The sequence below is a fragment of the Nocardiopsis oceanisediminis genome (genome assembly GCF_048595525.1).
GTDB lineage: Bacteria > Actinomycetota > Actinomycetes > Streptosporangiales > Streptosporangiaceae > Nocardiopsis_A > Nocardiopsis_A oceanisediminis.
The window spans coordinates 1123124-1135002 of record NZ_JAFMZJ010000001.1 but is presented as its reverse complement, the minus strand read 5'-3'; the positions used below and the strand labels follow the sequence as shown (position 1 = coordinate 1135002).

The following is an 11879-nucleotide window of genomic DNA, read 5'->3' as shown; positions in this document are numbered from 1 at the left end:
CCCTCTCGGCCCCGGGGCCGGCGCGGAGGAGGCGCGGGCCCCGGGGCCGGCGCGGAGGAGGCGCGGGCCCCGGCGGCGGCGCTCAGGGGACCAGGCGGTCCACCATCAGGCCGATCAGCTCGTCCGGGTCCCGCTCGCCGTCCAGCACCCCGGGCAGCGTGAGCACTTCGGCGACCAGCCCGTTGACGGCGAGGTAGAGCAGCACCACCTCGGTCCGCCCGCCGGGCATCCCGGACCCGGCGTGCCCGGCGGCGTTGGCCTCCAGGTCCTCGCGGATCCGCTCGGTGAGCGTGGCGCGCAGCTCCGGCCGCCGGGTCGCCTCCAGGCGCAGCTCCAGCAGGGCCAGGTAGACGGTGCGGTTCTCCGCCATCCGGCCGACGATCCAGCGCATCAGCTCCGCCAGGTGCTCCTTGGTGGGTGCGCCGCTCAGCGCCTCGGCGGCCTGCTCGGGGTCGGGGGTCAGCCGCACGTAGATGTGCGCGCCGGCCTGGTTGAGCAGGTCGTCGCGGCCGGCGAAGTAGTTCGACGCGGTGCCGGCCGGGACGCCGGCCTCCGCGTCGACCGCGCGGAAGGTCAGCCCGCGCGCGCCCTGCCCGGCGAGCACCCGGAGCGCGGCGTCGAGCAGCTCTGCCCGGCGGCGGGGGTTCTTGGCCATGTTCGGGGTCCTCCTCGGAGACGGGTTGCAACCACTACACACGAAGTACTATAACTGAAGTGATTCGGGGCCGCCCCGACACCGCGCCCGTTCCGGCCTGGAGGTCCCCATGCGTGAACTCACCTACTTCGTCGCCGTCTCCGTGGACGGCTACATCTGCGCGCCGGACGGCTCGTTCGACGCCTTCCCGCACGCCGAGGACACCGCCGCGTTCCACTTCGCCGAGTACCCGGAGCTGATCCCGGCGGGCGTCCGCGAGCGGTACGGGCTCGAACTCGGCCCCAACCGCCGCTTCGACACCATGGTCCAGGGCCACGGCTCCTACCGGGTCGCCCTGGACGAGGGCGTCACCCGCCCCTATGCGCACATGCGCGAGTACGTCCTGTCCGCCTCCCGGACCAGCCCGGACCCGGCGGTGCACTTCATCTCCGGCGACCCGGTGGAGGCGGTCCGCGGGCTCAAGGCGGAGGACGGGGAGCTGGGCATCTGCCTGGTCGGCGGGGCCAAGGCCGCCGCGGCGCTGCTGCCCGAGATCGACGCGCTGTTCATCAAGCGCTACCCGGTGCTGCTCGGCGCGGGCAAGCCGCTGTTCGACGGGGCCGGCCACGCCCCCGCCCGGTTCGAGCCGGTCTCCCGGCACGTCTTCGACAGCGGCGCCGACTACACCCTGTACCGCCGGGCCTGATCCCGGCGGCCTCCCCGGGGCGGCGCGCCCTCGGGGAGGCCGCCGGACACGACGGAGGGCGGCCCCCCGTTTCGGGGACCGCCCTCGCTGTCGCGGGTGCTGCTACCGCGTACCCGGTGAGACCGGACGGGGACTTAGAAGTCCATGCCGCCCATGCCGCCCGTCGGGTCGGCGCCGCCGGCGGCGGCCTTCTCCGGCTTGTCCGCGATGACCGCCTCGGTGGTCAGGAACAGGCCCGCGATGGACGCGGCGTTCTGCAGCGCGGAACGGGTGACCTTGGTCGGGTCGATGACGCCGTCCTTGAACAGGTCGGTGTACTCGCCGGTGGCGGCGTTCAGGCCGACACCCGCCTCGAGGCCCTTGACCTTCTCGGCCACGACCCCGCCCTCAAGGCCGGAGTTGACCGCGATCTGCTTCAGCGGCTCCTCGATGGCGCGGCGCACGATGTCGGCGCCGATGGCCTCGTCGCCGGAGAGCTCCAGCTTCTCGAAGGCCGGGACGCCCGCCTGCAGCAGCGCGACGCCGCCGCCGGGCAGGATGCCCTCCTCGACGGCCGCCTTGGCGTTGCGGACGGCGTCCTCGATGCGGTGCTTGCGCTCCTTGAGCTCCACCTCGGTGGCGGCACCGGCCTTGATGACCGCGACGCCGCCGGCCAGGCGGGCGAGGCGCTCCTGGAGCTTCTCGCGGTCGTAGTCGGAGTCGGTGCGCTCGATCTCGGAGCGGATCTCGTTGACCCGGCCCTGGATCGCGGTGGCGTCGCCGGCGCCGTCGACGATGGTGGTCTCGTCCTTGGTGACGACGACCTTGCGGGCGCGGCCGAGCATGTCCAGCTCGGTGTTCTCCAGCTTGAGGCCCACCTCTTCGGTGATGACCTGGCCGCCGGTGAGGACCGCGATGTCGCCCAGCTGCGCCTTGCGGCGGTCGCCGAAGCCCGGGGCCTTGACCGCGACGGACTTGAAGGTGCCGCGGATCTTGTTGACGACCAGCGTCTGCAGGGCGCCGCCCTCGACGTCCTCGGCGATGACCATCAGCGGACGGCCGGCCTGCAGGACCTTCTCCACAACGGGGAGGAACTCGTTGTTGTTGGAGATCTTGGAGTTGACGATGAGGATGTAGGGGTCCTCGAGGACCGTCTCCATCCGCTCCAGGTCGGTGGCGAAGTAGGGCGAGATGTAGCCCTTGTCGAAGCGCATGCCCTCGGCGAGCTCCAGCTCGAGCCCGAAGGTCTGCCCCTCCTCGACGGTGATGACGCCTTCCTTGCCGACCTTGTCCATGGCCTCGGCGATGGCCTCGCCGATCTGGGTGTCGCCGGCGGAGATGGAGGCGGTGGAGGCGATCTGCTCCTTGGTCTCGATCTCCTTGGAGAGCTTGGCCAGCTCCTCGCTGATGCGGGAGACGGCGGCCTCGATGCCGCGCTTCAGACCGACCGGGTTGGCACCCGCGGCGACGTTGCGCAGGCCCTCGCGCACCAGGGCCTGGGCCAGCACGGTGGCGGTGGTGGTGCCGTCACCGGCGACGTCGTCGGTCTTCTTCGCGACCTCCTTGACGAGCTCGGCGCCGATCTTCTCGTACGGCTCCTCGAGCTCGATCTCCTTGGCGATGGAGACACCGTCGTTGGTGATCGTGGGGGCGCCCCACTTCTTCTCCAGGACGACGTTGCGGCCCTTCGGGCCGAGCGTCACCTTGACGGCGTCAGCGAGCGTGTTCATGCCGCGCTCGAGGCCGCGACGGGCTTCCTCGTCGAACGCGATCAGTTTGGCTGCCATAGACTTCCTGTCCTCCCGGGACGGGCTGATACGCGAAGGAACGAGCCGACGCCCGCGACGGACGACCGCGGTCCCGACGGCGTTCCGGTGCCGGCGGCCGCAGCCTCATCGTCTCGATCCCGAGTTAGCACTCCAGGTCTCGGAGTGCTAACGACTCCCCTTTTTAGCACTCGACCCCTGCGAGTGCAAACGCCTTGCGGAGGTTTCTCCCGGCGGTTACCCGCAGGTCAACCAGGTTGCGGCCGGTCCCGGCCGAGGTCCGGGAAACACGAACGCCGCACCCGGTTCGCACCGGATGCGGCGGTCGGAAGAGGCTCGGCCGGGGTCAGCAGCCGCCCGCCACGGCGGGGATGATCGACACCTCGGTGCCGTCGGCGGTGGCGGTCTCCAGGCCCTCGGCGAACCGGACGTCCTCGTCGCCGACGTAGACGTTGACGAACCGGCGCAGCTTGCCGGAGTCGTCGACGATCCGGGCCCGGATGCCCGGGTGGTCGGCGTCCAGGCTGTTCAGGACCTCGTTGAGGGTGGCCCCCTCGGCGGTCACCTGGGCCGCGCCCTTGGTGTAGGTGCGCAGGATGGTGGGGACTCGGACACTGACGCTCATGGCTGTGGGTTCTCCTTGTCGCGCGGGGCCGCCCGGACGGAGGCGTTCGGGAAAGGCACCAGGTTTCCGGGGGGCGGGCTCGGCCTAGAGCAGGCCGGCCTCCTTGAAGGCGTCCAGGGACGGCCGGATGGTGGCGGTGACGCCGGAGTCCACCGCGTTCAGCGTCTTCAGGCCGTCACCGGTGTTCAGCACCACCGTCTCGGCCTGCGGGTCGAGCACGCCCTCGGCCAGCAGCCTGCGCAGCACGCCCGTGGTGACGCCGCCCGCGGTCTCGGCGAAGATCCCCTCGGTGCGGGCGAGCAGCTTGATCGAGTCGACCACCTCGGCGTCGCTGACGTGCGCGACCGCGCCGCCGGTGCGCCGGCACACGTCGAGCACGTAGGGGCCGTCCGCCGGGTTGCCGATCGCCAGCGACTTGGCGATGGTGTCCGGCTTGACCGGCTGGATCACGTCGTGGCCCTGCTCGAAGGCGCGGGCGACCGGGGAGCACCCGGTGGCCTGGGCGCCGAAGACCTTGTACGGGCGGTCCTCCACCAGGCCCAGCCTGATCAGCTCCTGGAAGCCCTTGTCGATCTTGGTGAGCTGGGAGCCGGACGCGATCGGCACCACGATCTGCTCGGGCAGCCGCCAGCCGAGCTGCTCGGCGATCTCGTAGGCCAGCGTCTTGGAGCCCTCGCCGTAGTAGGGGCGCAGGTTGACGTTGACGAAGCCCCAGTCCTCGCCGGCCGGGTCGCCGATGAGCTCGGAGCAGAACCGGTTCACGTCGTCGTAGTTGCCGTCCAGGGCGACGACCTTGCCGCCGTAGACCGCGGCCATCACGACCTTGCCCTCTTCCAGGCCGGCCGGGATGAACACGCAGGACTCGAAGCCCGCGCGGGCGGCCGCGGCGCCCACCGCGCCGGCCAGGTTGCCGGTGGAGGAGCAGGACAGGGTGCGGAACCCGAAGGTGCGGGCGGCCTCGACGGCGATGGCCACCACCCGGTCCTTGAAGGAGTGGGTGGGGTTGCCGGAGTCGTCCTTGACGTGCAGCGAGCGCAGGCCCAGCTCGGCGGCGAGGCGGTCGGCGCGGACCAGCGGGGTCAGGCCGGGCTTCATGTTGGGCAGCTCGTCCACGTCGGCCGGGACGGGCAGCAGGGGGGCGTAGCGCCAGATGTTCAGCGGCCCGGCCTCGATCTGCTCGCGGGTGACCGCGCCGTGGTCGTAGGCGACCTCCAGCGGGCCGAAACAGAATTCGCAGGCGAACTTCGGGCCGAGGTCGTAGCGCTCGCCGCACTCCCGGCAGGACAGCGCGGCGGCGGGGCCGAAGGGCCGGGCGGAGGTGGCGGCGGGTTCGGTGGCGGCAATCGCCATGGCGAGGCGTCTCCCCTCATCTTCCCTGGCGACCGATCTGGCCCCAGGCCGGAGTTGGCACCTGCCCCGGCCGCCTCGCCTGGTTACGAGCGCACGCACCGAGATGGTTGCCGGGGCTTCGCAGGGCCGGTCCCTCCACCCCTCTGGATGAGCAATATGAAGTTGTCGGCGGATCCCGGACCGCGTCCGTTTTGTCCACGCTTCCGGTTGGGAATCCGATCGCCACTGTAACGGACGGCGCGGCCGCCTTTCCAGACCGAGTGACCCGGATTACACCGATGGCGGATGTCACAGGCGCCCGGGGCGGCCGTGACCGGTGGGGGGTTTGCGGCCGCCCGCGCAGGGCGAAACCCTTAAGACCACGCGGGGGCGGACCCCGCGCGTGGTTCGGCGCTTCCCGCGCTCAGCGGCCGCGCCAGGGCGCGCTCCTGACCGACCACACGGCGAGAGGTGAACGAACAGGTGGACAAGGCGCAGATCCTCGTCGCTTCCAACCGGGGCCCGGTGTCCTTCTCGATCGGCGCGGACGGCTCGCTGGGCCACCGCCGCGGCGGCGGCGGGCTGGTCTCCGGGCTCAGCTCCGCCGCCGAGGGCACCGACACGCTGTGGGTGTGCGCGGCGCTCTCCGACGCCGACCGCAAGGCCGCCGCCGAGTCCGGCGACGGCCGCATCGACCGCGTCGCCGACCTGGGCGGCATGCGCGTCACCATGCTCGACATCCCGCAGGACGTGTTCGACAACGCCTACACCGGGATCGCCAACTCGACGCTCTGGTTCGTCCAGCACATGCTGTACGACACCCCCAACGCGCCCGACTTCGGCACCGGGTTCCGCACCCGCTGGGCGGACTACCGCGCCTACAACGCCGCCTTCGCCGAGGCCCTGCTCACCGGCTCCGGCGAGGGCGCCCGGGTGGCCGTGCAGGACTACCACCTGGCGCTGCTCCCCCGGATGCTCCGCGGCCGCCGCCCGGACCTGCGCATCGCGCACTTCTCGCACACCCCCTGGGCGCCGCCGGAGTACTTCCGGCTGCTGCCCTCCGACGTCCGCCGCGAGCTGCTGGAGGGCATGCTCGGCGCCGACCACCTGGGCTTCCTCAGCCCCCGCTGGGCCGACGCCTTCCTGCGCTGCTGCGCCGAGTTCCTGCGCGCCACCGTGGACCCGGTCCGGCGCACCGTCGAGTACGGCGGCCGGGTGATCGGGGTGGAGGTGCACGCGCTGGGCGCCGACGCCGACGGGCTGCGCGGGCGGGCCGCCGCCGAGGACGTGGCCGAGCGCGCCGCGGCGCTGCGCGAGCGGGTCGGGGACCGCCGGCTCATCGTCCGGGTGGACCGCACCGAGCTGTCCAAGAACATCGTCCGCGGCCTGGAGGCCTACCGCGAGCTGCTGCGCTCCCGCCCGGAATGGCGCGGCAGGGTCTCCCACCTGGCCTTCGCCTACCCCAGCCGGACCGACGTGCCGGAGTACCTCGCCTACACCGAGCGGGTGCGGCGGCTGGCCGAGGAGATCACCGAGGAGTTCGCCACCCCGGACTGGACCCCGCTGGTGCTGGAGGTCAACGACGACTTCCCGCGCTCCCTGGCCGCCTACCGGATGGCCGACGTGCTGCTGGTCAACCCGATCCGGGACGGGATGAACCTGGTCGCCAAGGAGGGGCCGGTGCTCTCCGAGCGCGGCTGCGCCCTGGTGCTGTCCACCGAGGCCGGCGCCGCCGACGAGCTGGGCGCGGACGCGCTGCTGGTCAACCCGTACGACGTGGTGGAGACCGCCGAGGCGCTGCACGCCGCGCTCTCCATGCCCGCCGAGGAGCGGGCCGCCCGGTGCGAGCGGCTGGTCGAGGCGGCCACCGCCCTCCCGCCGACCCGCTGGTTCCGCCGCCAGCTCGACGCCCTGCGCTGACCCGCCCGCCCCGCTCCCGTCCGGCGGCGGGGCGGGTTCAGTCCTCCCCGCCGGCCCGGGACAGGATCTCGTCGACCACCCCGGTCTTGGCGTCGCCGTACTCCCGGACCGACCCCCAGGTCCGCTCGGCCAGCTCCCGCTTGGTCCGCTCGTAGAGCTCCCGGTCCCCGGCGGAGGAGCGCAGCCGGTCGCGGAACCGCAGCATCCGCCGGGCCTCCGGGCCCTCCGGGTAGACGTGCAGGTTCACGTTGACGTCGGGCCCCTTGAAGCCGCGGTGCCCGGAGCGCTCCGGTTCGACCAGGAAGAGCCGGTACCCGGCGCCCTCCAGGGCGGGCCGGTAGGCCTCCTCGTCCTCGGGGTCGGCGACCAGCAGCAGGATGTCGACGCAGGGCTTGGCGGCCAGGCCGGGGACGGCGGTGGAGCCGACGTGCTCGATGCCGAGGGCCGCCTCGCCGAGCAGGCCGCGGAGCCGCTCGACCTCGCGCTGGAACAGGTAGGGCCACTTCGGGTCGGGCTCGACGAGCAGGACCCGGCCGGTCGCCCGGTCGAAGTGCCGGGTCTCGACGGCGGCGGCGACATCCGGGTCCGCACCGCGCACGGGCAGCGGGGCGGGGGGTTCGGTGCTGGGGGACATGCAGGCACTCTTGTGACCTGGGGCCCCCTTGTCAACCCTGGTGCCGCTCCCGGCCCCCCGAGGCCGCTTCCGGCCGCCCGCTCCCCGCTCCGGAAGGCTCCGGGAAAGGCGGGCGGACCGCCCCTCTCCCCCTCCCGGCCTGCACCGGACCACCGCTCCGGGCCGCGATCCCCGAAAGAGCGGGCGGACGCCCGCCCCGGCCCGCCGGCGGGAGCCGCTCCCGGCGCGGGCGCCGCTTCCGGCCACTCCCGGGGGCGCGGGAGCGATCCGACCGCACACCGCCCCTCGGACGCCCGGCGGCCGACCCCGGCCCCGGTTCATCAGCGGGTACGGCCCTCCGCCCTCCGGGGCCGGCGCGGGCGCTACTTCCGGCGGCGGCCGGCGCCCTTGCGGCGGCGGCCGATGGAGCGGGTGGTGCGCTCCTGCTCGGCCGCGGCGGCGGGCACCTCGACCGGCTCGTCCTCGGGCAGGTCGTAGGGGTTCCGGGTGGCGCGGCGGAACAGCACCACGCCGGCCACCGCGAGGGCGATGAGCAGCACGCCGCCCGCGGTCCACAGCGTCCAGGCCGGGACCGGCAGGCCGCCGTCCTCGGTGACCAGGTCCTCGTCGTAGAGCGGGACGCCCTCGGCCGCGGCGGCCGCCTCGCGGACCGCGCCGGGCGCGCTGAGCACGCCGTTCTCCGCGCCCCCGGTCAGCGCCTCGGCGGCCTGCGCCGGGAGGAGCTGCGGGTGGGCGGCGCGGACCAGGGCGCCGACGCCGCCGGCCAGCGCGGCCGCCGCGTCGTCCCCGCTGACCTCCGCGTAGTCGCCGCCGGCCGCGATGGCGTCCACGCCCGTCCCGGGGGCGAGCAGGTCGGCGCCGGCCCCGGTTCCGCCCGGGGTCCCGGCCCCGGTCCCGCCCGCGGCGGGTGCCAGGGACTCGCCGACCGCGCCGACGGTGAGCACGCCCTCCACGTCCCCGGCCGCCCCGGCCACCGGGTCGCCCGCGGGCAGCAGCACCAGCGCGCCGGAGCGCACCGCGCCGGCCACCGCGTCGGCCACCCCTTCGGCGTCCTGGCCGCCGGAGACGCCCTCGGCCACCACCACGACCTGGGCGCCCTCGCCCGCCGCGTAGCGGATGCCGCGCTCCAGCGCGTCGGCGTCGGCGGCCTCCCCGCCCTCGGGGGCCACCCGGACCGAGAGCAGCCCGGCGCCGGGCGCCGAGCCGAGCACGCCGCCGAGGTGCTCCTTGCCGTGGCCGCGGGCGGCGGCGATGCCGGCCAGCGCGGTGGAGGAGCCGTCGGCGCCCTCCCCCGGGCCGCCGGAGAAGTCGGTGCCCTCGGTGACCTCGCCGCGCAGGTCCGGGTGGTCGGTGTCGACGCCGGTGCCGACGATCGCGACGGTGGCGCCGCCTCCGCGGCCCGCCTCCTCGTCGCCGGCCTCACCGGACTCACCGGCGTCCCAGGCCTCCTGCGCCCCGATCGCCTCCAGGGCCCACTGCTCGCGCAGCAGACCGCCCGAACCGGTGTCCGCGGCGGCGGTCCCGGCGCCCATCTGGGCGGCGATCACCGCTCCGAGCAGGGGGACCGCCACCAGTCCGCGCCCGAGGTGCGTGCCGGCCTGCCTGGTGCGCATGATGAAGCAATCCCCCTGAGCCGTCTCTCCTACCCGCGCCCACCTGCGGCTTCTCCGGCGAGTGCGCGGGTCGGTGCCGTGTGCACCGGCAATTCTGCCAGCTTCGCGCGGGTATGCGTGCCGGACAGCCGGCCCTGCTGGATTGGACAGCACTTCCTTACCGTTCCGGTCGTTCCGCACCACACGCCCCGTGTCGGTCACCCCGACTCGCTACGATGATTCGCGCCGATCCCGACCTGGAGACGTGCGATGCCAGACTCCACTACCCGTGACCGAGAACCGTCCGACCCCTCATCCGAGCCCGCCGGCCTCGCCGAGCGCGAGCGCCGCATCCTCGCCTTCGAGAGCCAGTGGTGGAAGCTCGAAGGCTCCAAGGAGCAGGCCATCCGCGATGAGTTCGGTTTCTCGCCCACCCGCTACTACCAACTGCTGAACGGCCTCGTCGAGCGGCCCGAGGCCCAGGCGTTCGACCCGCTGACCGTCAAGCGCCTCCGTCGGCTGCGCGCCGACCGCCGCCGCCAGCGGACCGCCCGCGACCTGGGAATCCGCCTCTGAGATCCGGCCCCGCACCGGGTCCGCCCGGTGGGCCGCGCTCCGCCGCACCCCGCTCGCTCCCGCAGGGAACAGGTCCGCCCATGCCCTTGCCCCGCCCGAGTACGCCCGCCGGGCGCGCCGCGCTCGCCGCGATCGCCTCGGAGCCCTCGTCGGCGCTGCTCGCCTTCGACTTCGACGGCACGCTCGCCCCGATCGTCGCGGACCCGCGCGACTCCCGGCCGCTCCCGTCGGTGGTCGGCGCGCTGGCCGCGCTGGCCCCGCTCGTCGGCGGCACCGCGGTGGTGACCGGCCGCCCCGCCGCGACCGCGGTGGACTACGGCGGGCTGGACCGGGTGCCGGGCATCACCGTGCTGGGCCACTACGGCCTGGAGCGGTGGGAGGGCGGCCGGCTGGACGCCCCGGAGCCGCACCCGGGCCTGGCCGAGGTCCGCGCGGAGCTGCCCGGCCTGGTCGAGGCGGTGCGGGCCCGGTTCCCCGGCGCCCGGGGCACCGCGGTGGAGGACAAGGACCGCTCGCTGGCGGTGCACACCCGCCGCGCCGCCGACCCCGGCGGGGCGCTGCGCGAGTTCCGGGAGCCGCTGGCCCGGCTGGCCGAGCGGACCGGGCTGGCGGTGGAGCCGGGCCGGATGGTGGTCGAGCTCCGCCCGCCGGGGATGGACAAGGGGGCCGCGCTGGCCGCCCTCGCCGCCGACCGGGGCGCCCGGTCGGTCCTGTACGCCGGCGACGACCTGGGCGACCTGCCCGCCTTCGCCGCGGTGCGCCGGCTGCGCGCCGGCGGGGTGCCGGGGCTGGCCGTGTGCAGCGGCTCCGCCGAGGTGTCCGCGCTGGCGGAGGAGGCCGACCTGGTCGTGGACGGCCCGCCCGGGGTGGCCGAGCTGCTGGAGGCGCTGCTCGCGGCGGTCCGCCCGGACTGAGCGCCCCGCCCCCACGGCGATGATCTTGACGTTGCGGGGGTATCAGAGCGCTCTGATACCCCCGCAACGTCAAGATCATCGGAAAGGGGCGGCCGGGCTCAGGCGGAGAAGCAGGCGCGGGCCGCCGCGCGCAGGTCGCTGAGGCCGGTGCGCTTGCGGCCGTAGTGCACCGCGTTGGTCAGCAGGCCGACGTAGCGGCCGGTGGAGGGCTGCAGGAACAGGCTGGTCCCGGTGTAGCCGTGGTGGTAGACCACCCCTTCGTCGTCGACGAGCCAGGCCAGCCCGCGGGAGAGCCGCTCGTCGATGCGGACCGCCGGGGCCCAGCTCTCGTGCACGAACTCCGCCGGGACCAGCGTCCCCTCCTCCCCCTCCGCGGAGCGCAGCACCTCGCGGGCGAAGGCGCCCACGTCGATCGCGGTGCTGAACAGGCCGGCGTGCCCGGCGATGCCGCCCATCAGCGCGGCCGCCTCGTCGTGCACCACGCCCCATATCGGCCCGGTGCCGGGGAGCCTCCGCTCGGTCGGGGCGACCCCGGCCGAGCGCGGCAGCGGCCCGTAGCCGGTGGCGGACATCCCCGCCTCCCGCCACAGGTCGTGCATGGCCACGTCCAGCGTGGTGTCCAGCAGCCGTTCCAGGACCAGCCCGAGCAGGATGAACCCGCGGTCGATGTAGCGGTACCCCTCCTCGTCCAGCGGCTCGGCCAGGATCGCCTCGGCCAGGTCCCGCTCGGTGCCGACGTAGGTCTCCAGCCAGCTCACCGGGTTGAGCCGGGAGGTGTGCGTGAGGATCTGCCGGACGGTGACCTCCCCGCCGGGGTACGGGCCGTTCGGCAGGTACCGCCCCAGCGGCTCGTCCAGCCCGAGCAGGCCCTCCCGGGCGGCGCGCCCGGCCAGCGGCCAGGTCGCCATGACCTTGGTGAGGCTCGCGACGTCGTAGCGGACATCGGGCCCGGAGAGCAGGTCGCCCCGGCCCCCGATGATCCCGCCGACCGCCACGAACTCCCACATGCTCCCGGTGCCGACGACCGCGGTCCCCCCGGGAAGCCACCCGGCGTCGACCATCACCTTCAGCACGCCGCGGATGTCCGTCGCCGTTTCCGCGACCCAGTCACCGTCGTGCACGCGCCCTCCCCCCGAAAATCCCACTCCCCGCTGTGGCGATACCCCCCGCACCGGGCGGCCTCACCCCCTCCGCCGCCGATTGC

Annotated in this window: 11 protein-coding genes and 1 riboswitch; of the genes, 4 read left to right on the top strand and 7 right to left on the bottom strand. The window is 74.4% G+C overall.

The window, feature by feature from the left end; translation table 11 throughout:
* Positions 1 to 82: 82 nt before the first annotated feature.
* Positions 83 to 655 carry a TetR/AcrR family transcriptional regulator gene (locus tag J0910_RS05200; protein WP_420157372.1) on the bottom strand — a complete coding sequence of 191 codons (573 nt, stop codon included), beginning with the start codon at positions 653 to 655 and terminating at the stop codon, positions 83 to 85.
* Positions 656 to 764: 109 nt separating this feature from the next.
* Here J0910_RS05200 and J0910_RS05195 point away from each other — a divergent pair, with 109 nt between their 5' ends.
* Positions 765 to 1340, top strand: coding sequence for a dihydrofolate reductase family protein (locus tag J0910_RS05195; RefSeq protein ID WP_420157371.1), 576 nt, complete (start codon positions 765 to 767; stop codon positions 1338 to 1340).
* A gap of 134 nt (positions 1341 to 1474) precedes the next feature.
* Here the strand turns inward: J0910_RS05195 and groL are convergent, their stop codons facing one another.
* The 3 genes from groL to thrC all read right to left on the bottom strand — a co-directional run bounded on the left by groL (position 1475) and on the right by thrC (position 5060).
* Positions 1475 to 3106 carry a chaperonin GroEL gene (groL, locus tag J0910_RS05190; protein ID WP_420157370.1) on the bottom strand — a complete coding sequence of 544 codons (1632 nt, stop codon included), beginning with the start codon at positions 3104 to 3106 and terminating at the stop codon, positions 1475 to 1477.
* A gap of 325 nt (positions 3107 to 3431) precedes the next feature.
* Positions 3432 to 3710 (bottom strand): MoaD/ThiS family protein, encoded by a 279-nt coding sequence (locus J0910_RS05185; RefSeq protein WP_420157369.1) that lies wholly within the window; start codon positions 3708 to 3710, stop codon positions 3432 to 3434.
* 84 nt (positions 3711 to 3794) lie between these two features.
* Positions 3795 to 5060 carry a threonine synthase gene (thrC, locus tag J0910_RS05180; protein WP_420157368.1) on the bottom strand — a complete coding sequence of 422 codons (1266 nt, stop codon included), beginning with the start codon at positions 5058 to 5060 and terminating at the stop codon, positions 3795 to 3797.
* Positions 5061 to 5073: 13 nt separating this feature from the next.
* Positions 5074 to 5214: riboswitch (SAM riboswitch) on the bottom strand.
* Positions 5215 to 5522: 308 nt separating this feature from the next.
* Between thrC and J0910_RS05175 the strand changes: the two genes are divergently transcribed.
* Positions 5523 to 6959 (top strand): alpha,alpha-trehalose-phosphate synthase (UDP-forming), encoded by a 1437-nt coding sequence (locus tag J0910_RS05175; RefSeq protein WP_420161892.1) that lies wholly within the window; start codon positions 5523 to 5525, stop codon positions 6957 to 6959.
* A gap of 37 nt (positions 6960 to 6996) precedes the next feature.
* Here the strand turns inward: J0910_RS05175 and J0910_RS05170 are convergent, their stop codons facing one another.
* Positions 6997 to 7593 carry a GrpB family protein gene (locus J0910_RS05170; protein ID WP_420157367.1) on the bottom strand — a complete coding sequence of 199 codons (597 nt, stop codon included), beginning with the start codon at positions 7591 to 7593 and terminating at the stop codon, positions 6997 to 6999.
* Positions 7594 to 7955: 362 nt separating this feature from the next.
* Entirely contained in the window at positions 7956 to 9206 is a 1251-nt protein-coding gene (locus tag J0910_RS05165; RefSeq protein WP_420157366.1) for a S8 family peptidase, read from the bottom strand.
* 249 nt (positions 9207 to 9455) lie between these two features.
* Here J0910_RS05165 and J0910_RS05160 point away from each other — a divergent pair, with 249 nt between their 5' ends.
* A complete protein-coding gene (locus tag J0910_RS05160) occupies positions 9456 to 9761 on the top strand; it encodes a DUF3263 domain-containing protein (protein ID WP_017592007.1) in 306 nt (101 codons plus the stop codon).
* An 80-nt stretch (positions 9762 to 9841) separates the two neighbouring features.
* Complete coding sequence (gene otsB / locus J0910_RS05155) at positions 9842 to 10675, top strand: trehalose-phosphatase (protein WP_420157365.1); 834 nt, start codon at positions 9842 to 9844, stop codon at positions 10673 to 10675.
* Positions 10676 to 10773: 98 nt separating this feature from the next.
* Here the strand turns inward: otsB and J0910_RS05150 are convergent, their stop codons facing one another.
* Positions 10774 to 11796, bottom strand: coding sequence for a serine hydrolase domain-containing protein (locus J0910_RS05150; protein WP_420157364.1), 1023 nt, complete (start codon positions 11794 to 11796; stop codon positions 10774 to 10776).
* Positions 11797 to 11879 lie beyond the last annotated feature (83 nt).